The 25,904-nt window shown below is 66.2% G+C and carries 14 protein-coding genes; 11 read left to right on the forward strand and 3 right to left on the reverse strand.

The features are described 5' to 3' along the window. Positions 1–62: 62 nt before the first annotated feature. Positions 63–1,169 carry a DNA (cytosine-5-)-methyltransferase gene (locus ACR3ZA_RS00385; RefSeq protein WP_473659045.1) on the reverse strand — a complete coding sequence of 369 codons (1,107 nt, stop codon included), beginning with the start codon at positions 1,167–1,169 and terminating at the stop codon, positions 63–65. Positions 1,170–1,344: 175 nt separating this feature from the next. On the opposite strand from ACR3ZA_RS00385, the gene ACR3ZA_RS00390 reads away from it, so the two are divergent. The 9 genes from ACR3ZA_RS00390 (at position 1,345) to ACR3ZA_RS00430 (ending at position 17,014) form a co-directional block, all read left to right on the forward strand. Beyond that, positions 1,345–4,173 (forward strand): DUF1156 domain-containing protein, encoded by a 2,829-nt coding sequence (locus tag ACR3ZA_RS00390; protein ID WP_473659047.1) that lies wholly within the window; start codon positions 1,345–1,347, stop codon positions 4,171–4,173. After that, on the forward strand, positions 4,173–7,511 hold the full coding sequence (locus ACR3ZA_RS00395; protein ID WP_473659049.1) for a Swt1 family HEPN domain-containing protein: 3,339 nt from the start codon (positions 4,173–4,175) through the stop codon (positions 7,509–7,511). Before ACR3ZA_RS00390 ends, ACR3ZA_RS00395 begins: the two co-directional genes overlap by 1 nt. Next, on the forward strand, positions 7,508–9,025 hold the full coding sequence (locus ACR3ZA_RS00400) for an ATP-binding protein (protein ID WP_473659050.1): 1,518 nt from the start codon (positions 7,508–7,510) through the stop codon (positions 9,023–9,025). The genes ACR3ZA_RS00395 and ACR3ZA_RS00400 overlap by 4 nt, the downstream gene beginning before the upstream one ends. Continuing rightward, positions 9,022–10,005 (forward strand): PD-(D/E)XK motif protein, encoded by a 984-nt coding sequence (locus ACR3ZA_RS00405; protein ID WP_473659052.1) that lies wholly within the window; start codon positions 9,022–9,024, stop codon positions 10,003–10,005. The genes ACR3ZA_RS00400 and ACR3ZA_RS00405 overlap by 4 nt, the downstream gene beginning before the upstream one ends. After that, on the forward strand, positions 10,002–13,034 hold the full coding sequence (locus tag ACR3ZA_RS00410; RefSeq protein WP_473659054.1) for a Z1 domain-containing protein: 3,033 nt from the start codon (positions 10,002–10,004) through the stop codon (positions 13,032–13,034). Before ACR3ZA_RS00405 ends, ACR3ZA_RS00410 begins: the two co-directional genes overlap by 4 nt. A 91-nt stretch (positions 13,035–13,125) precedes the next feature. Continuing rightward, positions 13,126–13,446: a MazG-like family protein gene (locus ACR3ZA_RS00415; RefSeq protein WP_473659056.1), complete on the forward strand. Its 321-nt coding sequence runs from the start codon at positions 13,126–13,128 to the stop codon at positions 13,444–13,446. Next, positions 13,433–15,193 (forward strand): DNA/RNA helicase domain-containing protein, encoded by a 1,761-nt coding sequence (locus ACR3ZA_RS00420; protein WP_473659058.1) that lies wholly within the window; start codon positions 13,433–13,435, stop codon positions 15,191–15,193. Before ACR3ZA_RS00415 ends, ACR3ZA_RS00420 begins: the two co-directional genes overlap by 14 nt. 754 nt (positions 15,194–15,947) lie before the next feature. Then, positions 15,948–16,115 (forward strand): hypothetical protein, encoded by a 168-nt coding sequence (locus tag ACR3ZA_RS00425; RefSeq protein ID WP_473659059.1) that lies wholly within the window; start codon positions 15,948–15,950, stop codon positions 16,113–16,115. Between the two features lie 47 nt (positions 16,116–16,162). Then, entirely contained in the window at positions 16,163–17,014 is an 852-nt protein-coding gene (locus ACR3ZA_RS00430; protein WP_473659061.1) for a hypothetical protein, read from the forward strand. A 221-nt stretch (positions 17,015–17,235) separates the two neighbouring features. Here the strand turns inward: ACR3ZA_RS00430 and ACR3ZA_RS00435 are convergent, their stop codons facing one another. Next, on the reverse strand, positions 17,236–20,193 hold the full coding sequence (locus ACR3ZA_RS00435) for an AAA family ATPase (RefSeq protein WP_473659063.1): 2,958 nt from the start codon (positions 20,191–20,193) through the stop codon (positions 17,236–17,238). Then, positions 20,190–21,374, reverse strand: a complete 1,185-nt coding sequence (locus ACR3ZA_RS00440; RefSeq protein ID WP_473659065.1) for an exonuclease SbcCD subunit D C-terminal domain-containing protein — start codon at positions 21,372–21,374, stop codon at positions 20,190–20,192. The genes ACR3ZA_RS00435 and ACR3ZA_RS00440 overlap by 4 nt, the downstream gene beginning before the upstream one ends. Positions 21,375–21,541: 167 nt before the next feature. On the opposite strand from ACR3ZA_RS00440, the gene ACR3ZA_RS00445 reads away from it, so the two are divergent. Both ACR3ZA_RS00445 and ACR3ZA_RS00450 read left to right on the forward strand, forming a co-directional pair. Then, complete coding sequence (locus tag ACR3ZA_RS00445) at positions 21,542–25,090, forward strand: TM0106 family RecB-like putative nuclease (RefSeq protein ID WP_473659067.1); 3,549 nt, start codon at positions 21,542–21,544, stop codon at positions 25,088–25,090. A 227-nt stretch (positions 25,091–25,317) separates the two neighbouring features. Beyond that, the gene (locus ACR3ZA_RS00450) at positions 25,318–25,881 is read left to right on the forward strand and encodes a hypothetical protein (protein WP_473659068.1); all 564 of its coding nucleotides are present in this window, start codon (positions 25,318–25,320) and stop codon (positions 25,879–25,881) included. Positions 25,882–25,904 lie beyond the last annotated feature (23 nt).

The raw sequence follows: 25,904 nt of genomic DNA on the forward strand, positions 1-25,904 counted from the left end.
AGTTCCACTGACATGCGCCAAACCCGCGATCGGGGGTGTTCGGGTGGGGCTAGCGCGGAATGTCAGAGTTTGTGCGCGAGCTGCGCCGCGATCGCCTTCCCGAGCGGAATTGGTACCGCGTTGCCGATTTGGCGAGCGATGGCTGTCTTCGAGCCGATGAATCGGTGGGTCTCGGGGAACCCCTGCAGCAGCGCGGCCTCGTAGTGGGTGATCGCACGAAGCACGCGCGCGTCGGGGTGAAGGTACCGGCCTTTTTCGGGTTTGAAGAACTCGGTGCGAATCGTCACGGCGGGGCGATCCCAGTGCAGCCGGCCCATGACGTCGCCAGAGCCGCTTCGATGCGACTTCCAACATGCGGCGAGGAGTTGCTCGGGCAGGGCGAAGCGGTTTTCGCCTTCTTTGATGTGCGCGAATCGGTTGAGCGAGAGCTCTGAGTAGTTGCGGCTCCAGTGGAGGTCGCGCGCGACGAAGCTCCCCGCGTATGTCTTGCCGTTGAAGTTGGTCGTCCGCTGCGAGAAACGGGCATCGCGATCGGGTTCTGCGGGGACATGCTGGAGAACGTCGCGCACCGTTCGGTGCGGAGGCAGACCATCTCGCTCGGGGTGCGCGCTGTGCGTGGGGTCGGGGAACCCGGGGAAGTCGAGGTCTCGATGGTGCCCGATGAGGACGGCCCGCTTCCGGGCCTGGGGCGCGCCGAAGTCGGCCGCGTTGAGTACACGATGGTCGAAGTCGTAGTCGGCAAGGAATCCGTCGGGGGCGACGGCAGCTTGGAAGTCGCCGAACTGCGAAGACTTGGCGAACGCTGCGACGTTTTCGACGACGAAGTATTTCGGTTTCGATCGACGAATGGTTTCGGCGTACTGCTGCCAAAGCGAGTTGCGTTCGTCTTCGGCATCTTGTTTGCCGAGGGTTGAAAAGCCCTGACATGGGGGACCGCCGACGACGACGTCGACTTCGGGGACGTTGTCGTCGCGAAGCCAGTCCTGAATGGACCCCGCGTACGCAACGTCCTTGCCAAAGGTTGCCTCGTAGCCCGCAGCGGCAGCATGGTCCATTTCGACGGCACGCACGGTGCGGAAGCGCTCGGGAGCTGCTGCGTGAAATCCTGCGGTGAGTCCACCGACGCCCGCAAATAGGTCGAGCACCCGGATCTCTTTTTGCCTCACCACAGTCGCGAGTGTAGCCGGCGGAGGGGACCGCGGTTGGACGCGACGCGGCTGGTCTTCACGAGGAGTCGTCAAGACCCAATAGAGTCGATCCAGACTCTGCCGACGGTGTCGGTAGAGCATGAGAGAAAGGTCGACTGCGCGCTGGGCGCAGCTCGAATCTGCCAGGAGTTGCCGGATGCCGCGTCGCAAACTGATTGAAGTCGCTCTGCCCTTGGAGGCGATCAACAAGCAGTCCGCGCGAGAGAAGTCGATCCGGCACGGGCACCCGTCGACCCTGCACTTGTGGTGGGCGCGGCGACCGTTGGCAACCGCTCGTGCGGTGTTGTTCGCCCAACTTGTCGATGACCCGTCAAACTTCGAAGACGCCTATCGCGCCGAGGCCGAGGCGGCGGGCGAGGCCGATGTGGAGGCTGCAGTCGAGGCGCGCGTGAACGCGGAGCGTGCTCGACTGTTCGACCTCATCGAGCGGATGGTCGATTGGGACAACCTCGGCGACGAGGCGCTGTTCGATCAAGTGCGCGCCGAGATCATGCGTTCAACAGATGGCCACCCGCCCGCGATCTTGGACCCGTTTGCGGGTGGCGGCACAATTCCGCTGGAGGCGCAACGGCTTGGGCTCGAGGCGCATGCGTCAGACCTTAATCCTGTCGCGGTGCTGATCAACAAGGCTCTCATCGAGATCCCGCCGAAGTTCGCAGGCCGCGCGCCGGTGTTCCCCGATGCCGCGGGGCAGCGTAACTTGTGGCCGAACGCAACAGGTCTGGCAGAGGACGTGCGGCGCTACGGCGAGTGGGTCCGGGACGAGGCGCAGAAACGCATCGGTCACCTCTATCCGAAGGCAACGTTGCCGGATGGGTCGGAAACAACCGCAATTGCCTGGATCTGGGCGCGCACCGTCACGTGCCCAAACCCAGCATGTGGCATTGAGATGCCGTTGGTGCGTTCCTGGTGGTTGAGCAAAAGACAAGGCAAAGAAGCTTTCGTTGTACCTGCGGTGGTGAACGGTCGCGTGGAGTTCTCGGTGCAACACTCGAGCGCGGCGGCGCCCTCGTCAGCGAACGACGGCACGGTTAGTCGCGCGGGGGGAGTTTGTGTTTCTTGTGGCGGTGCGGCGACGACGCAGTATTTGCGGGGTGAAGGGAAAGCCAAGGGCATAAAAGCCCGCCTGATAGCCGTGGTCGGGGAAGGCGATCGCAGACGTCAGTATCTGTCGCCGTCCAGCGAGCATTCGACGATCGCGGAGGCCGGGCGCCCGATCGATGTTCCGCAGGCTCTGATAGCGGAAAACCCGCGTTGGTTCTCGCCGCCAGCGTACGGGATGCGTTCGTTTGGCGACCTGTTTTCGAATCGGCAGCTCGTGGCGCTTACTACTCTTAGCGATCTCGTTGCCGAAGCGCGCGAACGTGTGCTTGAGCACGCGCTCGCGGCTGGTGCCCGTCGCGGTGAGCGATTGGAACAAGGCGGATTGGATGCGGAAGCGTACGCGGATGCGGTTGCAACCTATATCGGCCTCGCGATTGGGCGTGCGACGGATTATTTTTCGACGCTGTGTACTTGGGTACCTGCAGGCGAGTTCGTCGCTCATGTCTTCACCCGCCACGCCTTGCCGATGGTTTGGGACTATCCAGAGACCAATCCGTTTTCTAGTTCAACAGGCAACATCAAAGGTCAGTTTGAGTGGGTCGCGAACGTCATCGAAATGTTGCCAGCACGTGGTCGCGCGACCGCGAGACAGGCAGACGCTTCAACTCTTGGCTATGCGGCCGAGCTTCTAAGCACCGACCCGCCTTACTACGACAATATCGGCTACTCAGACCTATCCGATTATTTCTATGTATGGCATCGACGGTCTCTGCAAACGATCTACCCGGAGCTCCTAAGTACGCTGCTTGTCCCAAAGGCAGAAGAGCTCGTTGCGAACCCGTACCGCCACGGCAATAAGGCTGGTGCCGAAGACTTCTTTGAGACGGGGTTCGCGAGCGTCTTCTCGCGTGTGCGCGAGACTGCGGCGGACGACTTTCCGATTGCGGTGTATTACGCGTTCAAGCAATCTGAGTCGAATTCAGACGGAGTATCTTCTACAGGCTGGGCGACGCTCCTGGCAGCACTAATCCGATCGGGGTGGTCGATAGTCGCGACGTGGCCAGTTCGATCTGAACGAGGCACAAGGATGATTGCCTCGGGTACGAATGCGCTCGCATCGTCGATTGTGCTCGCTCTTCGGGTGCGCCAAGCCAGTGCTCCGCCTCTGGATCGGCGGGGTTTGTTGGCGGAATTGCGCGACGTTCTCCCGGCACGTCTCCGGGAACTTCAGCAAGGGTCGGTCGCACCTGTAGACATGGCTCAAGCAGCGATAGGCCCAGGGATGGCTGTGTTCTCGAAGTACTCGCGCATTGTGGAGCCGGGCGGGGGCGAAATGAGTGTGCGCGACGCGCTTCGGCACATTAACGCGATCCTCGACGAAGTTCTGGCCGAGCAAGAAGGGGACTTTGACGGCGACACGCGTTGGTGTGTGGCGTGGTTTGAAGGGCACGGTTTCGACTCCGGGCTCTACGGCGAGGCAGAGACGCTCGCGAATGCAAAGAACGCGTCGGTTGCGGCGCTGGCACGCGGTGGCGTTCTGGCGAGCGGCGGCGGAAGAGTCAAGCTGTTCGCACCGGATGAGCTTCCTGCGGACTACGATCCGACGGCCGACGACCGCATCTCCTTGTGGGAGATCGTGCTGCACATCGCCCGCGCGCTCTCCGACGAGGCAGGCGGGCTCGCCTTGGCGGGGCGAATCTTGCACCGGGCCGAAATGCGGGGTGTCGATCTGACCGCGGCGAAAGAGTTGTCATACCTGCTCTATTCGATTGCCGAGAAGCGCGGCATGACCGCGGCTGGCATCCTGTTCAACGCTCTCGGCTCGTCCTGGCCCGAAGTGATTGCGGCGGCACGCGCAGAGGCAGATGTGCAGCCTAGCGAGGTGGCGGCGCAACTCGACTTCGACGAATTGGAGAGCTGATGGTGGTTAGTACGTCGAATCGCGACAGAATCGGTCGAGCCCTCGAAATCCTGGCCGACTCCCTTGGGCCTTTCATCGTGCAGACGCTTGCGCCAGCCCTTGAGGCCGGGAAGGAGTGGCCGGAGCTGATCGCGGCGAAAGACAACAAGCCTGGGATGACCTACGAGGCTTCAGACCCGCAGCTGATGCTTCGGATCATCACCGAGCCGTTCCCACCAAAGGGCTATCTGTTCAACTCAGTGCTATCGCGCGCGCAACAGAACCTTGCCTCGGAACTTCGGGAAGTGCGAAACGCGTGGGCGCACAACAAAGCATTTAACCCCGACGACGCGTACCGCGCGCTCGACACGTGCGAGCGGCTCCTCAAAGCGATTAACGAGGTCAAGCCCGCGGCGGAGGTGCGTCGACTCCGGCTCGACGTTCAAGCCGCGGCCCGCGACGAAGAAGCCCGCAAAGATCGAGCCGCGATCGGCAAGCTGCCCGACTTGGCGAGCGGCCTTCCCGCCTGGCGCACAGTCTTGCAGCCGCATCCCGACGTCGCCTCCGGTGACTACATCTCCGCGGAGTTCGCGGCCGACCTGTATCAAGTCTCGCAAGGTGAAGCGGGCAACGACTACTCAGATCCCGTCGAGTTTTTTGGGCGCACCTACCTCACCGACGGTCTTCAAACTCTGCTCAAGTTATCTGCGCGCCGCATTGCCGGCGACGGCAACGCCGAACCCGTCATCAACCTTCAGACCACGTTCGGTGGCGGCAAGACCCATTCGATGCTTGCCGTCTGGCATCTCTTCAGTGGGCAGAGCCTCAGCCGCTACCCCCAGGGCGTGCAACAGCTGTTGGCTGACTACGATCCGAACTTGTTCGCGCGAGAAGTCCGTCGTGTCGCGATCGTCGGCAACGAACTCGCGCCCGGTCAGCCGTCTCAACCCAAACCGGATGGTACCGTCGTCCACACCATCTGGGGCGAGCTGGCCTGGCAGCTCGGCGGGTCCGACGGCTACGCGATGGTTGCCGAGTCTGACCGCACAGGCACCAACCCGGGTAGCGCGCTGCGCGAACTGATCGCCGCGCACTCGCCAGCGCTCATCTTGATTGATGAGTGGGTTGCCTACGCACGCGGTCTGTACGCGCGCGATGATCTGGTTGGCGGCAGCTTCGAAACGCAGTTCACGTTCGCACAATCGCTGACCGAAGCGGTCAAGTCTGTGCCCGGCGCGCTTCTGCTGGTGTCGATTCCGGCGTCAGATGTGCGGCGTGATGACGATGAGCCGACAGCGTCAGACCTCGAAGTCGGCGGAGCCAACGGGCGTGCCGCTTTGGAGCGCCTCCAAAACGTGGTCTCGCGTGTCGCCTACCGGTGGACTCCGGCATCCAGCACCGAGTCTTTCGAGATCGTCAAACGACGGCTCTTCAAAGAGCCCGACGCTGAAGCGCAGCGCACCATCGACGCCGTCGCACGCAGATTCATGCAGTTCTATCGCGAGAGGGTTGGGGAACTGCCCGCCGAATCGCGCGAGGACGCGTACGAGCGCCGAATTCGCGCCGCGTACCCTATCCACCCAGAACTGTTCGACCGGCTCTACGGCGACTGGTCGACGCTTGAGCGGTTTCAGCGTACGCGCGGTGTTTTGCGTCTGATGAGCGGTGTGGTGCACTCGCTGTACGCCGCCGAAGATAGCTCGCCCCTCATCATGCCGGGGTCCATGCCGCTGTCTGTCGCATCAGTTCGCGACGAAGTTGGCGGGTACCTCGACGACGCATGGAAGGCGATTATCGAGCGAGACGTCGACGGTGACAACGCGACGCCCGTGCTGATTGACCGCGAACGGCAGCTCTTTGGTGCGCGGTCGCTCACGCGACGCATTGCGCGCGCACTGTTCATGGGCTCAGCGGCGACGCTGAGCGCCACCCATAAAGGGATCGAACGCCAACGCGTCTTCTTAGGTGTGGCGATGCCAGGCGACACCGTCGGCAACTTCGGCTCTGCGCTCCAGATGCTGTCCGACCGCGCCACATATTTGTACTCCGACAATCAGCGGTATTGGTTCGATCGCCAACCTTCCATCAACCGAGCCGCAGTCGAACGGGCCGAAGGACTCGTCGTTGCAGAAGTCTGGGACGCGGTCGTTCGTCGACTTCGCCAAGAGCCGCGACAGACCACCGAATTCGCGGAAGTCCTCGTTGCGCCGAACGATACAGCCGATGTCCCGGAGACCGACCGGCTGCGACTAGTCATCGCCCACCCGCAGTATGTGCACGACGGCAAAGGCAAAGACTCGAGCGCGCGCAGCTTCGCGCACGACGTCGTCACGCGCAGGGGAACCGCCCCACGGCAAAATGCGAACACCCTGGTTGTGTTGGCCGCCGACGCTGCGCGATGGGTCGAACTCGAGCAGGCGGTGCGCCAGCACATCGCGTGGACGCAATTGGCGACGTCGGCGGAGATCGACTCGAAGAGCCAACTTGAGCAAGCACGTCGCCGCGCCGATGAGTACAACACCATCGTCGAGCAACGTATTCGTGCCACCTGGATCTGGGCGTTGTACCCAGAACAGAACGACGGTGCTGAACCGCTTCGGGTCACCGCGGCCAAACAGGACGGCGCAAACGGAAGCCTCGCGCAGTACGTCGGGTCCCGTTTGCGAACCGCCGATATCGTGCAGGTGGAGACCTCGCCGCTGCAGATCTCCATCGCGCTGAAAGGTGCGCTCCGCAAAGCGTGGAACGAGGGACGGATCACGGCCGGTGATCTTTGGGAGTACCACGCCCGCTACCCGTATCTTCCGCGACTACGCGAAAAGCAGGTTCTGTACGATGCGATTCGCGCGGTCATGCGTGACCCCGGATGGTCCCAGAGCGGATTCGCTCTTGCCGCTGGATTCACCGATGGCGAGTTCGACGCGCTGCGGATCCCGATCGAGGATGATGCGCCACAGATCCTCGACTCGACCGTGCTGGTAGACCCGGCTGTGGCTGAACGCAACCGACCTCGACCCGCGGTCGATGCGGAAGCGGGCGACAGGCCGGGCCCGGATCGGCTAGTACCCGGAGTCGACGGGCAAAGCCCGCAGCAACCAACGGTGACACCGGAACGGGTCATGAATGCGCGGTACAGCGGCGTCGTTGACCTTCGACCTGGCGTCGACATCCCCGCAGCGCTGAGTGAGATCGCGCGGGAGCTTCTCGAGCACCTGAAGAGGGCTGACCCCGACACCCTCGAGATCCGTCTCACGGTCGACGCAGGAAAGCGAACCGGGTTCGACGATGACACAGTGCGAACCGTGCGCGAAAACGGTCGCACACTCGGCTTCACGCAGAACGGATTCAGCGAGCTGTGACACGCGAAGGCCCGCGCATCACCGGCACCCGGCGAATTCCGCCGGACCCGGCAATCGCGCGCGCCGTCGGCCGCCACCACTCGTTTGAGACCGCCGTCGCCGACCTCATCGACAATTCGATCGACGCGGGGGCCACCCACCTCCTCGTGCGTTTCATCCAATCGCGCGGCGCGATTGTCGGGCTGCGGGTCATCGACAACGGGCGAGGAATGAGTGCGTCCGACCTCGACGGGGCGATGACCTTTGCGCGCCAACGCGACTACGAGCACGGGGAGCTCGGCCACTTCGGTGTCGGATTGAAGGCAGCGTCGTTGAGCCAAGCTGAAGAGCTTCGCGTGTACAGCCAGAGGCTCGGCGCGACCCCGGCCGGGGCGTCGATCGAAGCACGCGACCCTACGTCAGTGTCGACGCTCGACGTCGACGACGTTGCTCGTGAGATCGACCAGGCACGCTCCGGGTTCGCACTCGGAACCGGCACGATCGTTGAATGGTCTCGGCCGCGCACCTTCTTGACCTCGGCCGATGCCGGAGACCGCGCGCGATGGATCGAAGAGCGCATGACGTCGCTTCTTGCTCATCTGGGGCTTGTGTTTCATCGGTTGCTCTCCACCGACCGGATTGTGATCAGTTGCGATATCTTCGACCGCGACTCGGGCTCCGCGGGAATACCTCGTCGAGCACGACCGATCGACCCGTTCGGGTACAACGCGGCCATGGCAGCCGCACCTGCCGAGCTTCGTTTCGAGGTCGGCGGTGTGAGCCGAGTTGCGAAAGCCCACGTGTGGCCCGCAGCGCAGAGCGGCGGCCCCAACTTCCGGCTCGGTGGGCGCCCGGGAACTTTGTTTCAAGGCTTCTTCTTCTACCGCGGCGACCGCCTCGTGCAGGCGGGCGGGTGGAACACGTTGACCGTGGCCCGGCCAGAACTCGAGTACGCCCGCGTGTCGATCGATCTCGATGAAGAACTCCTGGAGCACGTCGCGCTCAACCCTGAGAAGGCCGGCCTCGAGCTCAACGACGACCTGCGGGCGGCGATTCGGAACTCGCGCACCGATGACGGCGAAGTCGACTTCGCGCGTTACCTCCAAATCGCTGAAGGCGATCGAGCGGCATCGAGACAGTACACAAAGCGGGCGGTTGAGCTGATGCGGCCGGACCGCGGGTTCGGCCCCGAAATGATTGCGGCAGTTCGTGACTCCGTTGAGCTCTCTGCGGCGGGCGAGCTTTCGATTCGGTGGCGAGTGATGGACTCGGAGTCGCCGTTTGACGTCGACGTTGAGCGCCGGACGATCTGGCTCAACGAACAGTACCGAGCGCTGTTGGCGCCGAACAGCGACCTCGACCCCGATGACGCACCGTTCGTCAAGACACTGCTGCTGATCGCGTTTTCACGCTACTTCGACGGCTCATACTTGGGCACTCGAGAAAAGGCAGAGATCAGCGCCTGGGACCAGATCTTGACCGCCGCACTGCGCGAAGAACTAGCGCAACAAGCCAGGAGGATGAGCGAAGAGTGAACGACCCCATCACCCCGCCGCATCTGAGCCCGGAGACAGTCGAAGATTACTTCCGCGCGGGGGTCCCTGCGGGTTTCACGCTGAGTGCCGAGCTTCGCGCTCGACTCGAGATCGACCCGCCACATCATGAGCTCAGATTGATCTGCCCTGCGACGGGGGCAACGCCGGACGTCACCGCGTTCGAGCGAATCGAAATCGAGCGGACCGCAATCGTCGGCGAGCAGGGCGAATGGTTCATTATGCGAGTGCGCGCCGATCGCATGCACTACGAGGCCTATGTGCTGATCGAGTCGATCGTTGATCAGCTTCGAAGCGGTGCCTCGTTCCGGCACTCCGTCTCCGAGTCTGTGGCCGGGCTCAAAGGGCTTCTTGCGTCGAGAAAACGACTCACTGACGAAAAAGAAGCGGGACTCATCGGAGAGTTGCTTCTGTTACGCCACCTCATCGTGACCGAAGGCGAAGAGGCCGCGGTCCAGTCGTGGCTGGGGCCGCTTTCGGAAGAGCATGACTTCGGCTTCGAGACGATTGATGCGGAAGTGAAGACCACGCGCTCCGAAGGTCGCATCCACCAGATCGGCAGCGAGAACCAGCTTCAGCCGACGGGCGACCGGCCGCTGTATCTCGTCTCCATTCAGATCACCCTCGCGGGGCAGGCGGAAAACGCCTTCACGCTCGGCGACCTGATTTCGAGTGTTCGGCAGCATCTGGAACGAACCCGCCGCACCTTCGACTCTGCGCTCGAAGGGCTCGGCTGGGTTGATGCTGACGCCGACCTGTATCGTTCGCGATTCCAGCTTCGCGCGGAGCCTCGTGCCTACCTGGTCGATGCGGACTTCCCGGCGATCACGGGGGCACGACTTGACTCGGTCGTGCCGCAACGGAATCTGGTGAGTTCCGTGTCATATCGAGTCGACGTGGCCAAACTCCCGCATGCGACCGCCCCCCACCCGATTCGTGACTTCTGCGAGGTTGCCCGATGACCGAAATCACGCCCGACATCAAGAAGCGGATCCACGCGGCTTTCGAGGCAATGCGTGCCACGGGCCCTACGACGTTGGTCGACGACGTCAATTATCAACTGCGCAAACTCGGTACGGAGTTGACCGAGCTTGAGCTCATCGCCGCGATCACGACCGGCGATCCGAATGACGTGGCACGAAAAGCAGCACACATGGCGTTTTCGAGCTGGGACGCGCAAGACGTCGTGGACTGGGCAGACGGGACACCCAACGGGTCGAAAGCGCGCCGCGATGCGGTGTACGAATTGCTCGAGGTAAGCCTCGAGGCGCGACAACTTCTCGAGGCGGCGTTTCCGGTGCTCGCCCAGCGCGACATCGTCATCGCCGAACCAGGGCCGTGGGATCCGTGGTACCTGCCCGAGCGCCGCGCCGCGCACAACTTCTATTGGCGAGCATACGAAGGCGTCTTGGCTCGCAAAGGGTGGGACGCGGGGACCATCGCCTCGCTCGATCGGGCAACCAACGACATCATCGGCCGGCTGGCCGACCCCACATCGCCTCAGAGCTATCAGTCGAAGGGGCTCGTCGTCGGATATGTGCAAAGTGGGAAGACGGCAAACTTCACGGGCATCGTCGCCAAAGCGGTGGATGCTGGCTATCGCCTGATCATCGTCATGACGGGAACGATCGAGTTGCTTCGCGGGCAGACGCAGCGTCGACTTGACATGGAACTCATCGGCGAAGAGAACATCCTCGGCGGTCGAGACCGTAACAACCCCGAGGCGATTCGCGATGTGGACTACATCGGCGATGATCACGACGCTGACTGGTACGCCGACAAGTTCTTGAAGCACGGGATTGACATCAATCGCGATCCGACCGTGCCGTCGATCAAGCGCCTGACATCGGCAAAGCGGGACTACCGGCACCTCGGGCCGGGACTCGACACGTTGGACTTCCGGCGTACTGGGGAGCTGAAGGACCCCAGCAAGCCGTTGTACGACCCAGAGAACCTGTACGGCACCGACGTGCGGATCGCGATCATCAAGAAGAACAAAGCGGCTTTGACGTCGCTGATTCGCGACCTCGAAGATATCAATGCCGACTCACGCGAAATCCCGACACTGATCATCGATGATGAAGCCGATCAGGCCTCCGTCAACACGACCAACCCGAAACGGTCGCGGAAGGAGCTTGCTGACCGAACTGCGATCAACCGGAAGATTTCTGAGCTGCTGAAGCTCCTACCGCGAGCACAGTACCTCGGCTACACTGCGACCCCATTCGCGAACGTCTTCGTGTCGCCCGACGATGTTGCCGACATCTTCCCCAAAGACTTCATCATCAGCCTCGAGCCGTCCGCCGAGTACATGGGCGGGAAGCAATTCCATGACCTCGCCCCTGTCGCGTCGGACCCCAGCGGGTCAGGGATGTCCAATGAGGAAGCGCACGTCCGCGCTCTCCTGGCCGGCGGCGGCGCTGACGATGACGCTGCTGAGCGTGAAGAGATGCAGGAGGCCCTCGACGCGTTCGTCTTGAGCGGCGCGATCAAGCTTTGGCGCCAACAGCACGTCGATGGACTGAGCTTTCGCCACCACACAATGCTGGTGCATGAATCAGTCAAACAGGCGGAGCACAAAGACCTTGCCGACATGGTTCGCGACGTGTGGGCCACGAGCGACTTCAGCGGCCCCGGGGGCCTCGCCCGACTGCGTGAGCTGTACCTGGCCGACTTCGTCAAGGTGCACGCCGCGCGGGATTGGGGAGCGCCGCTCCCAGCCGACTTCGACGAACTGCTGCCCCACCTGGGCGAGGCACTGGTGGAAATCCTTGCTGATGGCGACCCCGTCGTAATCGTCAACGGGTCGAAAGACAGCGACTACGACGCAATGGACTTCTCACGCAGGCCCTACTGGCGAATCATGGTGGGAGGCGCAAAGCTCAGCCGCGGATTTACCGTGGAGGGCCTGACGGTGTCGTACTATCGCCGCCGCGCGATGGCCGCCGACACTCTGATGCAGATGGGGCGGTGGTTCGGTTATCGGCCCGGCTACCGAGACTTGGTCCGCTTGTATATCGGGCGGGATGTCATCGATGCCCGCGGCAAGTCGTTCGACCTCTACGACGCATTTACGGCGATCCTGGAGGACGAAGAAGAGTTCCGCGATCAGTTGCGCGCCTTTGCGGAGCTCGACGACGAGGGACGGCCGATGGTCCTGCCGCGAAACGTGCCGCCGATGGTGTTCTCACAGTTGAGCTGGCTCAAGCCCACGGGGACGAACCGGATGTACAACGCCGTGCTGAAGATGATGGCGCGTGGCGGTCAGCTCAAAGATCGATTCAACATGCCAGCGCATGGAGAGAAGAAGCACGAGCACAACTTGCGCCTCGCGCTGAAACTCATCGACGTGCCAGGGCAACGGCGCGAGCTGCTGCAGACAAAGTCGGACTCGATTCGATTCCCGGCGCGAGTGTCGTTCCGGAGCGCCCAAGAGGTGCTGGCCGTTCTCAAGAACATGGCCTGGGGTTCGCACATCGACCCAGACATCCAGTTCATGTTGGATGCGATCTCCCGCGGAACGCTGAATGATTTTGCGATCGTCTTGCCGGAACTCGACGACGCGAAACGGCGGACGGTGCTCGAGGTCGATCTCCCGATCATCCAGCGAAAGCGTCGTGCCGGACGTGGAGACTTCTCGGGAAGCGAACCCAAACACAGAGGCGTGATCGAGTACATCGCCGGGAACCCCGAAACGTGGCCGAACCCAGACATCGAAGAAGGGGCGATGATTCCGGACTGCCGCTACGACGACAGCCGCGAGCCACCGCTCGCTGACGATGCGGGCCGCCGCGGTGCGATCTTGATCAACTTCGCGTACGAGTCGGGTGATGGTCGTTACCTCGTGAAGGATCTTCCTGACGAGGTTCCGCCCCAAGATGTGGTGACGCTGATCTCGATCGCGATGCCGTACGCTTCTGCGCCGCGGGGTCGAATCGCTTTCCAGGTGCGTGACGCGGGCCACCCCGACGCGGTGACGGTAGACGTGTAAGTGACGCGGTCTCGGAGTTCGGGTCGCCGTCGCGTCTATTGCCGCTTTTCAGGATCGTGGGAGTTCCGACTCGAACTGGTACGTTGGCGCGGTGAATCCTGATCACCTTCGCGACGAGCTCCGCGCGTTCGTCGCCGAGCGCGACTGGGCACAGTTCCACACTCCGGAGAACCTTGCGAAGAGCATCTCGATCGAGGCGGCCGAGCTGCTGGAGAACTTTCAGTGGAACGCCGACGCCGATGTCGAGGCGGTCAAGGAAGAGCTCGCCGATGTGCTCACCTACTGTCTGCTGCTGGCCGACAAACTCGGGGTCGATCCCGAGCAACTGGTGCGCGACAAGCTGGCGGTGACCCGGGCGAAGTACCCGGTCGACAAGGCTCGGGGCACGAGCACGAAGTATGACGCGCTTTAGCATCGAGCGGCTGCCGTTCGACAAGCAGTCGGTCAAGGAGTGGGGCGACCGAGACCCTCGTCACCGCAACTGGCCGGTCGTCTACGTCATTGACGGACAGACGGGCGCGCCGATGAAGGGTCAGATCTACGTTGGCGAGACCGTCAACGCAGCCAGTCGGATGCGCCAGCACCTCGACGGCGGCAAGAAGAGCGCGCTGCAGTCGGTTCGCGTTGTCGTCGACGACACCTTCAACAAGTCGGTGTGTCTCGACCTCGAGTCTCACCTCATCCGCTGGCTTGCCGGCGACGGGCAGTTCACCGTGCTCAACGGGAACGAAGGCATCACCGACGCGGCATACTACGACCGCGAGTTGTACCGCGAGTCGTTCCGCGACGTCTTCGAAGAGCTGCGCGAGGCGGGCGTCTTCGAGCGCACGATTCCCGAGATCGAGAACAGCGACCTGTTCAAGCTCTCGCCGTTCAAGGCTCTGACCACCGATCAGGCGGTCGCCATCGAGGCGATCGTCGAAGGCCTCCTGAACGACCTCCACGCCGCGGCGGCGACAGGCGAGACGCGCCGCAGTCGGAGCGTCGTGCAGGGCCATCCGGGCACGGGCAAGACGATCGTCGCGATCTTCCTGCTGAAGCTGCTCGCCGACATCAAGGCATCCAGCGTTCTCGACGACGTTGACCCCGACTCGATGTTCTCGGAGTTCTTCACCGACGAGAACCGCGCGCTGCTCGCCGACTTCCGGATGGGGCTCGTCATCCCGCAGCAGTCGCTGCGGAAGTCTGTGCAGAACGTGTTCAAGAAGACGCCGGGCCTCGATTCGAGCATGGTGCTGAGTCCGTTCGACGTCGGCGGAGGAGGCACGCACTTCGACCTGCTCATCGTCGACGAGACGCACCGGCTGAACGTGCGTGCCAACCAATCGTCAGGGGTGCGAAACAAGCAGTTCGCCGACAACAACATCGCCCTGTACGGCGCGGACGACGCCACGAAGACTCAGCTCGACTGGATCGCCGACCGCAGCAGCCACCAGATCTTGCTCGTGGATGCGGAGCAGGCGGTCCGTCCCGCCGACCTGCTGCCCGCGATCCTCACGGACCTCGTGCGTGCCGCGGATGCGGACCACCGCCTGTATCGCCTCGCGTCGCAGATGCGAGTGCAGGCTGGCGCCGACTATGTGGAGTTCGTGCGCGCTCTGCTCCGGGCTGAGTCGCCGGGCGCGGACGCATCCGCGTTCACCGGTTACGACCTGCGGTTCTTCGACGACGTCGGAGAGATGCGCGACCAGATCCTCGCGCGCGATGCGGAGGACGGTCTTGCCCGCCTCGTCGCCGGGTATGCGTGGGAGTGGAAGTCGAAAAAGGACAAGACCGCGTTCGACATCGAGCTTGACGGCGTGGGCCTGCGCTGGAACAGCACCGACACTGACTGGATCAACTCACCGAACTCGCTCCAGGAGGTCGGCTCGATCCACACCGTGCAGGGCTACGACCTCAACTACGCGGGTGTGATCATCGGGCCGGAGCTCCGTTACGACCCTGCTTCGGGAAGGCTGTTCGTCGACCGTGAGGCGTACCGTGACGGCAAGGGCAAGGAGAACAACCCCAAGCTCGGAATCGTGTTCGACGACGACGATCTGCTCGTGTTCATCCGCAACATCTACGGGGTGCTGCTCACCCGCGGGATCCGCGGCACGTACGTGTACGTGTGCGACCCTGCGTTGCGGGAGCATCTTCGTCCGTACTTCACCCGCTGAGCGCGCCGCCTAGGTCGCCTTCGTGGCAATCCGCGACGGCCCGCCCGGCTCGTCACCGCCTCGGCCAGACCCAGCGCGAGTGCGAGCGACATGCTCTTCGTGTTCGGCGTGCGGCCGTGCACCGTCTCGGTGAGGCTGTTCAGCACCGAGAACTCCGCCGCCAGCTCCTCCGTGGCCGCCAGCTGCTCGGCGAGCTCGGCGCGACGGGTCTGCAGCTGGGTCGCGCGCGACTCGGCGTGGGCGGCGGTCGCCTCTGTCACCGAGATCACCTCCTCCGGCAGGCCGTGCAGATCGGCTTGCTTCCAGAACAGTGTGGTCTTTTTCGTCGCGGAGGTCGGTCAAGCGGTGCACAAAGAAATCGCCAGGAACGCTGAAGGCAAGGAGCGACTGCCTTGGCTATTTGGAGAACGGCACCGAGTCGTCCATGTACCGGCAGTCGCCGTCGAACCGTCTCCATGGGGTCGACGGCCAAGTCGTCGTGGGTTCGACTGATGGCCAGATGCTCGCCGACGACGAACTGACTGGCTATCTCTACGTGCTTCTGTCGTTGAGCGGCCCCCTCAGATCGGACGAATCGAGAACCTCCATAAGATCGGCCCCTCACACGGCCCCGTCGAGGCCCGCATTTCAAACGCCGAGCGGGAGCCGACCTACCTGATCGCGCCGGTCTAGATCGTGGCGAGCTTCCGAAAGTACAACTTGAGGATCGCGGAGCTCGGAGCTCGCGCACTTGCGCCACCGAGCCTTCCGCGATGTGCGCCGCGACGTGAGTCGGTTCGGCGAAAGCGGACGCTCCTACGAGCCGTTGGAGTCGCATGCGGCCCCGATCGACGTCATCGACAAAGCCATAGGGCTGATTGCGTCGGGCGACATCATCGACTTTGAGTGCGACGCGACCGCGCAGGTACTCAAAGCGATGTGAGCCGCCGGTGATGCCGGATGTCGTCGGCATCTGCGAGTCTTAGAGACGTGACGGAAGATCATCTGAGTCTGCGCCGCCGGATTCACCGCGTCGAAGTGCCGAGCGACTACTCCGAAGGGGACGCGTGGGGTTGGGCTTTGGCTATGCCCTATCGTTGCCTTTCTGGCGATCGCGGATTCGCCTCTATGCCGGCCGCACCTCGTCCTGAGAATCACGATCTCGCAGACTGGGAACAGTGGTTTCATCAGAATCTCGCCTACTACACGGCACTGCAGTCCTTCCTCACGTACTCGTTTGGGTGGACGCGGCACGACAAGGGGCTGGCCTCGTGGTACGAAGCCGGGTGCCCCGAATATGACCCTCGGTACTCCCTCATCAAGGCCATCTGGTTTCTCGATGGAACACTCGATTCTTACCTGGCGTTCGTGATTGCGCAGGATCCGATCGACGCGTTGGCGCCTCTCCGCCCTTGGGCGATGCACACGGATCTTGCTCCGTTTCGTGCGAGGCGGGAGTTGTCTCGTCGGCTCGAGCCTGCGAGACGAATGGGCATCTGGGCAACCGGAAGCGATCCGATGCATCTTGGTGGCGGCTGGCACGCCGGTTCAGCATCCGGGCATTACGCGTTTGGAGCCGACGGACGCCCCCCGACAGCTCGCGCACGAATCGTCGGCATCGACGCCGATGAGCGGACGGCGGTATTCGTCGCGGACGGCATCGTCGGTTGGTACGGGCGTCTAGCCGAGATCGGCGGCGAATTGCCGTTGCTCGCGGATTCCAGAAGCTGGCACGTAGACGTGTACGTGCGGCCGATCGGCTTCGTAGGCACCTACCGGCGCTCAAGGCAAACGGGCCTTTGGTTCTCCGGCCAACACCGCCACCACAGCGTCGGCAACTAGTCGTCCAAGTTCCTTCTCGACACCACGTTTGTCACGATCTCGACCGAACTGCCGAGTCCCCCAGAAGCGAGTTGACATTAGCGTGTCTTCGACACGAACTTCGGGCGCGCGGTCAGCCCCCCGGTGCGGATCGCCCGGCCCAGGACCGACAAGGTCGAAGGTCTGCGGGCGGTCGCCGGGGCGCCGGTGTGTCGAGGTGTGGTGCCGCGAACGTTCCGCGGTTACCCCGCCTCCACCGCAATCCGCGACGGCCCGCCCGGCTCGGCGACGACGCGCAGCTGCGCGGCGATCTGCTCCTGCATGGAGGTGACGTGGCTGATGACGCCGACCGTGCGGCCGCCCTGCTTGAGGGAGTCGAGGGTCGACATGGCGATTTCGAGGTACTCGGTTGAGAGGCTGCCGAAGCCCTCGTCGACGAACAGCGTGTTCAGCTCGATGCCGCCCGCGCGGCTCGTCACCGCCTCGGCCAGACCCAGCGCCAGGGCGAGCGACGCCAAGAACTGCTGACCGCCCGAGAGCTGGTTGGCGGGGCGCGCGGTGCCGGTGAACTCGTCGAACACCTCGATCTCCAGACCCGCGGCGGCGCCGGCGCGCCGCATGCCGCGCTCCGTGTGGCGCAGCTCGAACCGGCCCTGTGAGAGCGTGTGCAGGCGGATGTTCGCCGCCGCGAGCACATCCTCCAGCTCGGCGGCGATGTAGTAGCTCTCGAGCGACATGCTCTTCGTGTTCGGCGTGCGGCCGTGCACCGTCTCGGTGAGGCTGTTCAGCAGCGCGAACTCCGCCGCCAGCTCCTCCGTGGTCGCCAGCAGCTCGGCGAGCTCGGCGCGACGGGTCTGCAACTGCGTCGCGCGCGACTCGGCCTTCGCCTTCTCGGTGGTCGCCGCCCGCGACGCGCTCTGCGCCTCGGCGTGCGCGGCCGTCGCATCCGTCACCGAGATCACCTCGTCGGGCAGGTCCTGCAGGTCGGCCTGCTTCAGGATGCCCCGGTTCTCGCTCACCGCGGCGGCATGCTCGTCGATCCGGCCCGTCAACTCGGCGGTCGCGCGCTCGTTCCGGAGCGCGCCCTCGACCTCCTCGACGGTCTCGAACTTCTCGACCGTCAGCTTCGCGGTGAGCTTCGCCTCCGCCGCGCTGCGTTGAGTCGTCGCCCGCGCGAGCGTCGCCAGCGCCTCGACCAGAGCCTTCGCCGCGTCGCGTTCGCCGACCAGGGAGGCCTGCCGCGCCGCCACGCTCGCGAACTCGCCCCGCAGGGCGGCCACCTTCCTGGCGAGGGAGTCGTGCTCGGCCCGCAGCGTCGTGAGCGCCGTCGCGGCGGACTTCTCCGCCGTCTCCAGCCGGGCGCGCTCGGCGACCAGCCCGGAGCCCTCGGCACCGTCCGCGCCCTCGGGGTGCGAGCCGTCGAGCTGCGTGCCGTTCAGCTCCGCGTCGATCGCCTCGATCCGCCGCGCCGCCGCGGTCGCCTCCGCGAGTTTCGCCTGCGCCGACTCGGCGGCCGACGTGAGCGCCTCGACGTCGCCCTCGCCGGCCGCGGCGGCAAGCGACGCCGCCGTGACCTTCAGCTCGTCGACCCGGTCGCGAGCCTGCGCGGCGGGCGGCTCCAGCAGCGTCACCCGGGCCTGCGCAGCGTCGACATCGTCTTGCGTGAGCGGTTCGCCGGTGAACTCGGCGGGGGAGGGGTGCTCGGTCGACCCGCACACCGCGCACGGCTGCCCGTCTTCGAGCGTCTTCGCCAGCACGGCGGCCTGGCCGTTCAGGAAGCGGTCGAGCACGTCATCGGCGTGGGCGCGCGCGGCGGTGAGCGCCTGGTCGGCGGCGAGCTGCGCCTCCTGCGCCGTTCGCAGCGTCTCGGCCACGCTCGCGGCCTCCGTGGCCGCTGTCAGCCGCGCCTTCACGCGCGCGGCCTCGTCCGAGGCTGCGGCCGCCTGCGCGGCCGTCGGAACGAGCGGCGCCCGTTCCTCCTGAAGCCGGGTGATCGTCTCGGCGGCGGCGGCGAGTTGGGCGGTGAGCGCATCCGCCTCGCTCGTCTTCTCGGTGATGGCGGAGGCGAGCTCCTGCATCCGCTGCTCGTCGCGCAGCGCCTCGCTGAGTGCGCCGAGCTCCTCGGTGAGCCGCGCCACCTCGGCGCCGAGCGCCTCATCGGCGGCCGAGCCCTCGTACGCGGCGCGCGCCTCGGCGACCGCCTCGCTGGCGCGCTGCGACGCCTCCCGCTTCTCGGCGACGTCGTCGAGCAGCGGGCGCACCGTGTCGGCGTGCTGCGCGCGCTCGAGCTCCGCTCGGGTGGCGTCGATCTCCGGCTGTCGCGCCGTCAGTTCGGCAAGCCGCTCGCGCGCCGAGGCGGCGCGGGCCTGCTTGCGGGCCACATCAAGGTGGGCGAGCGCCGCCTTCTCGCCGGCATCCGCGGTCACGACGCTCTCGGCGGCGGCCTGCAGCGCCTCGGCGGCGTGGGCGATGACCCGGTCGAGCCAGTCCAGCTCATCGCCGGTCGCCGGCTCGCCGAGCTCCTCCGGGGCGTCGACCAGCTCCAGGATCGTGCCCTGCTTGGCGCGCGAGCCCTCCAGCTTCTTGCGAAGCTCGCCGCGCTGCTCGGCGAGCTTCGCCTGGTAGGCGGCGAAGCGTCCGGTGCCGAACAGCTTGCTGAGCAGTTCGAGGCGCTGTTCGCTGGTGGCCAGCAGGAACTCCTGGAACCGCCCCTGCGCGAGCATGATCACCTGCAAGAACTCGTCCTTGTTGAGCTTCAGCAGACTCTGCACGAGCTCCGCCGCCTCGCGCTCCTTCGTCGCCTTGCCGACCCAGGTGTCGCCCTCGAGCACCTCGACGACGACGTGCGCGCTCTGCCGGGTGGTGCCGACGCCGTTCTTCTTCGGCCGGTCGAACTCGGGCGACCGCGTCACGCGGTACTCGAGCCCGTTGGTCTCGAACTCGACGATCACCTCCGTCGGGTCGTCGACGCCGCAGAAGTCACTGCGCACGGCGTTGCTCGCCCCGGCGGCACTCACGTTGTCCCAGCGCGGAGTCTTGTTGTACAGCGCGTAGGCGATCGCATCCAGGATGCTCGTCTTGCCGACCCCGGTCTCACCCGCGATCAGGAACAGCCCGTCCGCGTCGAACTCGCGGAAGGCGACGTGCTGGCGCTCCTTGAAGGGCCCGAAGCCCTCGATGGTGACGGTGCGGATCCTCATCGCAGCTGCGCCTCCGCGTCGGTGGTGGCGACGACCGCATCCAGGATCTTCTGCTCCTTCGTCGTCGGACCGTCGCCGCTTCGCACGTCGACGAGGAATGACTCGATCACCTCCGGGTCCGTCTTGCCCTTCACCCGTTCGGCGTAGCTCGCGGTCGACGTGGCGACCCGCTCGCTCGGCTCGTGCACCACCTCGGCGCAGTGCTCGAACCGGGCGCGCAGGCGCTGCAGCGGCTCGAGCTGCTTGTTCGTGTCGGTGTAGACGGCGCGCACGTAGTGCTCGGTGAACGGCTCCCACGCGGAGTCGGTGAGCAGCTCGGCGAAGGTGCCGCGGATCTCCTTCAGCGCGCGCGGAATCGGCAGATCGACCCACTCGACCGTGTCGAGTCCCGCCGCCCCCAGCTCGACCAGCCAGCCGCCACGCGGCTTGCCGGCCTCCTTGAAGGAGTAGTGCAACGCGGCACCGGAGTAGCGGATGTGCTCGGCCAGCTGCGCCCGCCCGTGGATGTGGCCGAGGGCTACGTAGTCGACGCCGTCGAAGGCGGTCACCGGCACCGCATCGACCCCGCCCGCCACCAGCGGCGCCTTCGTGATGGCGCGCTCCGAATCCGAGGACTCGCTCTCGGCGCCCGCGACGAAGGTGTGCGCGATGGCGACGGTGCGGCGGCCGGCGGAGGCGCGCTCGGCAATCGACTCGCGCACGCGCGACATCGCCGCAGAGACGACGTCGTGCTGGGTGCGCGCGTCGCTCGGCGCCCAGGGCAGGTGGCGCACCAGCTCGGGCTGCAGGTAGGGAAGGCCGTAGACGTCGACGACGCCGTGCTCGTCGGCCAGCTCGATCGGGGTGCCGACCGATGCCGCGTCGGTGACGAAGTGCAGGCCCGCCGCGGCGGTGAACGGCCCCGCGAATCCGAGTCGCACCGCCGAGTCGTGGTTGCCGCTCGTCACGATCACCTTCGCGCCGGTCTCGAGGATCGACACCAGCGCGCCCTGCAGCACCGAGACGGCGTCGGCGGAGGGGTTCGTCAGGTCGTAGACATCGCCCGCGACGATCACCGCATCCACCCGGCGCTCGCGCACGATCGCCGGGATCGCGCCTAGCACCTTGCGCGCCGCGTCCAGCGTCGAGTAGCCGTGGAAGGTGCGGCCCACGTGCCAGTCAGAGGTGTGGAGGATGCGCATCGAGGCTCCGGCTTCGGCGGGGTGTTCGGGCGGGGTTTTGGGTGGGGTTGCGGGCGGAAGCCTCAGTTTTTCAGATGCCGGGGACGTTTCGGCGTGCATTGCGAGATCGGCGAGGCGGGGCGGCCGGTGCTCCCGGCAGCGTCGCACGTTGCCGCTAACCTGCCGCTGTGTTCATCCTCCGCGACGCGTCCGGCGAGGGGGCGACCGCCGCGCGCGGTGCCCTCGTCACCAGCCCCAGCGACCTGAAGCTCCTCTCCGACTGCGAGTTCGCCTTCGCGCGCATGCTCGACCTCAAGCTGGGGCGTCTCAAAGGGGTCCCGGTCGACGACGACCCGATGCTGAAGCGCGCCGGGCGGCTCGGCGACCAGCACGAAGCGGATGTGCTCGACGGCTACCGCACCGAGCATCCGGATGCCCCGGGCGGTCAGCCCGCTGTCGTCGAGATCGCGCGCCCCACCCCGTTGACCGTCGAGAACCTGCGGGCGGCCACGGTGGACGCGCTGCGAGGCGGCGCGGCCGTCGTCTTTCAGGCGACCTTCTTCGACGAGACCGACCCGGCCGCGCCCACGATCGGCTACGCCGACTTTCTGGTGCGGCAGCCCGACGGGCGCTACCGGGTGCAAGACACGAAGGTCGCGCGCTCCGTCAAGGTGAGCGCGCTGCTGCAGCTCGCCGCGTACCACGACCACCTGCAGCGGCTCGGCATCCCCGTCGACGACACCGTCGAACTGCTGCTCGGCGACGGCTCCGTCAGCCGCCACGCGATCGCCGACATCGCCCCCGTCTACCGGCTGCGACGGGAGCGCCTGCGCGAGGTCGTCGCGGCCCGGCTTGCCGCCACCGACCCGGCCTCCTGGGGCGACCCCGACCTCGCCGTCGACGGACGCTGCGTGCACTGCGCCGAACAGCTCGAGGCGCACGATGACCTGCTGCAGGTGGCGGGCATCCGCCTCGCGCAGCGCCAGAAGCTCATCGACGTCGGCATCACCACGATGGCCGCGCTCGCCGCCACCCCGGAGCGCCCCGAGGCGTGCACCGTGCCCGAGCGCAGCTACCGCGCCCTGCATGAACAGGCCCGGCTGCAGACCGAAGGGCCGGATGCGCACGGCCTGCCCCGCATCGCCCTCCACACGCCGGGGGCCATCGCCGAGCTGCCCGCGCCCGACGCCGGCGACCTCTACTTCGACTTCGAAGGCGACCCGCTGTGGCGTGCCGAGCGCGACGGCCGCGTGCTCTGGGGTCTCGACTACCTGTTCGGCATGACCGACAACGATGACGCGTTCACCGCCTTCTGGGCGCACGATCTCGACGCCGAAGCGGAGGCGCTGCGCGCCTTCCTCGACCTCGTCGCGGCGAGGCGGGCGGCGCATCCGGGCATGCACATCTACCACTATGCGTCGTATGAGAAGACGCACCTGCTGTCGATCGCGGCGCGGCACGGGGTGGGGGAGCGCGAGGTCGACGAGTTGCTGCGCGCCGGCGTGCTGGTCGACCTGTACCCGCTCGTGCGCAAGACGCTGCGAGCGGGTGTCGGCTCGTACTCGATCAAGAAGCTCGAGCCGCTGTACATGGGCTCCGAGCTGCGCAGCGAGGACGGCGTCACCACCGCGGTCGGCTCTGTCGAGGAGTATCAGCGCTCGCGTGAGCTGGCGCTCGCCGGCGACGAGGCGACGGCGCAGAAGATGCTCGACGACATCGCCGACTACAACCGTTACGACTGCGTGTCGACGAGGCGCCTGCGCGACTGGCTGATCGAGCGCGCCGCCGAACACGGGGTGGCCCCGGGGGTGCCGCAGACGGTCGAGGAGGATGAGCGCGCCCCTTTTGAGGAGAGCCCGCTCGCGCTCGGTCTCGAGGCGCGGGCGCATGACGCGGATGCGGCCGGCGACCCCGCCTCGGCCGCAGGCCTCCGCCTGGCGGCTGCCGCCATCGATTACCACCGTCGCGAGCAGAAGAGCTTCTGGTGGGAGCACTTCGCGCGGCTCGCCGACCCGCTGCGCGAGTGGGCGGAGCAGCGCGGGGTGTTCGTCGTCGAGCGGGCCGAGATCGAACGCGACTGGTTCAAGGAGGGCAAGCAGCGCAACCTGCGGCGCCATGTGCGCCTGCACGGCGAGTGGGCGCCCGGCAGCGGGGTGCCGCGCGACGGCGGCGACGCGTTCGCGCTGTACGAGGCGCCCGGACCGTTCCCCAAGAAGGGGCGGGCCCTGGGGTCGCGGATCGACGTCGGGGTGGCCGTCCTCGGAGAGGGCGACGAGACCAGCGTGCTCATTCAGGAGGTCTGCCCGGCCGGCGTCGACGAGTGGAATGAGCTGCCCGAGGCTCTCGCGCCCGGCCCGCCGCCGAAAGCCGGCAGCATCGAGGTCGCGATCCAGGAGTTCGGGGCGAAGCTGCTCTCGGCGGCCTCGCTCGAGGCGGGGGAGTGGCCGCGCTCGGCCGCATCCGACGTTCTGATGGCGACGACACCGCACACCGACGGGCCGCTCGCGGTTGCCGCCGGAGCCGACGACGTGGTGCGCGCCACCGTCGACTCGCTGCGGCGGCTCGACCGCAGCTGCCTGGCGGTGCAGGGCCCGCCCGGCACCGGCAAGACGTACCTGGCCGCGCACGTGATCCGCGCGCTCGTCGCCGAGCACGGCTGGCGGGTGGGCGTGGTCGCGCAGTCGCACCGCGTCGTCGAGAACGTGCTCGACGGCGTTGTCGAGGCGGGGCTGGATGCGCACCTCGTCGCCAAGGCGCCCTCGCGAGAGGCTGGGGCGGGCTACTACTCCGAGAGCCGGTTCAGCGAGCTGGTGCCGAACGGGCACGCCGCGTTCCATGCGGAGCACGCGGCCACCGGCTACGTCATCGGCGGCACCGCCTGGGACTTCACCAACCTGAACCGCGTCGCCCGCGGGCAGCTCGACCTGCTGGTGATCGACGAGGCCGGCCAGTTCTCGCTCGCCAACACGATCGGGGTGGCCGAGGCCGCCGCGCGGGTGCTGCTCGTCGGCGACCCGCAGCAGCTGCCGCAGGTCAGCCAGGGCATCCACCCGGCGCCCGTCGACGGCTCGGCGCTCGGCCACATCGGGGGAGGGCACGACGTGCTGCCGCCCTCGCTCGGGTACTTCCTCGCCGAGACCCGGCGGATGCATCCCGCCCTTGCCGCCGTCGTCTCGCACCTCAGCTATGAGGATGCGCTGCACGCGCACCCGAGCGCCACGGCGCGCGAGCTATCGGGCATCGAGCCGGGGCTGCACGCGGTGCCGGTCGCTCACGCCGGCAACGCCACCGAGTCGCCCGCCGAGGCGGAGCGGGTGCTCGAGATCGTGCAGTCGGCGCTGGGGCAGCCCTGGGGGTCCGGCCTCGGCGCCGCGCCCCGGGCGCTGGTCGCCGACGACGTGATCGTGGTGACGCCGTACAACGCGCAGTTGGAGTGCATCCGCGGGGTGCTCGATGCCGCCGGGTTCGAGCGGGTGCGCGTCGGCACGGTCGACAAGTTCCAGGGGCAGGAGGCGGTGATCGCGATCGTGTCGCTCGCCGCGTCGAGTGCCGACGCCGTGCCGCGCGGACTCTCGTTCCTGCTCTCGCGCAACCGCCTCAACGTCGCGATCTCGCGGGCGCAGTGGGCCGCCTACCTGGTGTACTCGCCGGCACTGCTGCGGGCGCTGCCGACGACGCCCGAGGGGGTGGCCGAGCTGAGCCGGTTCGCGGAGCTGGTGGCGGGGCGCGAGGGCTGAGCGCGGGTGCGGCGGGTGCGGCGGGTGCCGGGGGTGCGGTGGGTATGGCAGGTGCCGCGGTCGCGCTGGTCGCGTTGATGTTCCGGGTGCGGCGGTCGCGGCGGTCGCGGTGATGCTGCGGACTGCGGCGCGGGATCGACTCCTCCCCAGCCCCGTGGCTGCGCCGATCTGAACCAGCGCTGCCGAGCGGCGGAGCGACGGACGGGTGCGTCGAGCACACTGCTCGCATGCCGTCGCGACCCGATACCCCCACTCCCGAACTGCGTGACCACCCGGTCACCACCGACAACGACGCGCTGCGTCTGGTGGCATTCCTCGTCGAACGCGCGATCCGCCGGCAGCTCTGGCTGTTCTGTCTCGACGAGACAGGTCGCCCGCGGGCGCGGATCCTGCAGTTCGACGTCCCCGCCGGCCCCGCGCATCCGCACGATGCGATCGGGATCGTCTCGCTGCTGCAGCAGGCCGTCGGTGTCGAGGGTGCCCGCGGCGTCGTGGTCGCGCTCGAGGCGGGTCGGCCGTTCGTGTCGCGGCGCGGGCACGGGGCGTTGCGGCGCCTCCGGAGCCTCCGGCAGGTCTCCACGCTTGCCGACGACCTCAGTTGGCTCGCGCTCGTGACGGCTGTCGCGCGTCGCGTGCGGGTGTGCACCGCGAGCCCATGCCCGGGACCGGAGCTGTGCGATGCCGACGCGCTCGACCTTCGCGCGTCCGTGATGGTGACGCCCGACGGAATCCGTTGCGCCAGCCCCGACGACCTGTGCACATCCCTTGATCGATTCGAATATATGTTCTAAACTGATCCTGTTCGTGCCGAACA

This window comes from Herbiconiux sp. J20-20, assembly GCF_057365085.1.

Bases quoted from the DNA above. Each gene is read 5' to 3' on its own strand.
- ACR3ZA_RS00390 (WP_473659047.1), top strand. From the start codon at position 1,345: ATGCCGCGTCGCAAACTGATTGAAGTCGCTCTGCCCTTGGAGGCGATC.
- ACR3ZA_RS00395 (WP_473659049.1), top strand. From the start codon at position 4,173: ATGGTGGTTAGTACGTCGAATCGCGACAGAATCGGTCGAGCCCTCGAA.
- ACR3ZA_RS00410 (WP_473659054.1), top strand. From the start codon at position 10,002: ATGACCGAAATCACGCCCGACATCAAGAAGCGGATCCACGCGGCTTTC.
- ACR3ZA_RS00420 (WP_473659058.1), top strand. From the start codon at position 13,433: ATGACGCGCTTTAGCATCGAGCGGCTGCCGTTCGACAAGCAGTCGGTC.
- ACR3ZA_RS00435 (WP_473659063.1), bottom strand. From the start codon at position 20,193: ATGAGGATCCGCACCGTCACCATCGAGGGCTTCGGGCCCTTCAAGGAG.
- ACR3ZA_RS00440 (WP_473659065.1), bottom strand. From the start codon at position 21,374: ATGCGCATCCTCCACACCTCTGACTGGCACGTGGGCCGCACCTTCCAC.
- ACR3ZA_RS00450 (WP_473659068.1), top strand. From the start codon at position 25,318: ATGCCGTCGCGACCCGATACCCCCACTCCCGAACTGCGTGACCACCCG.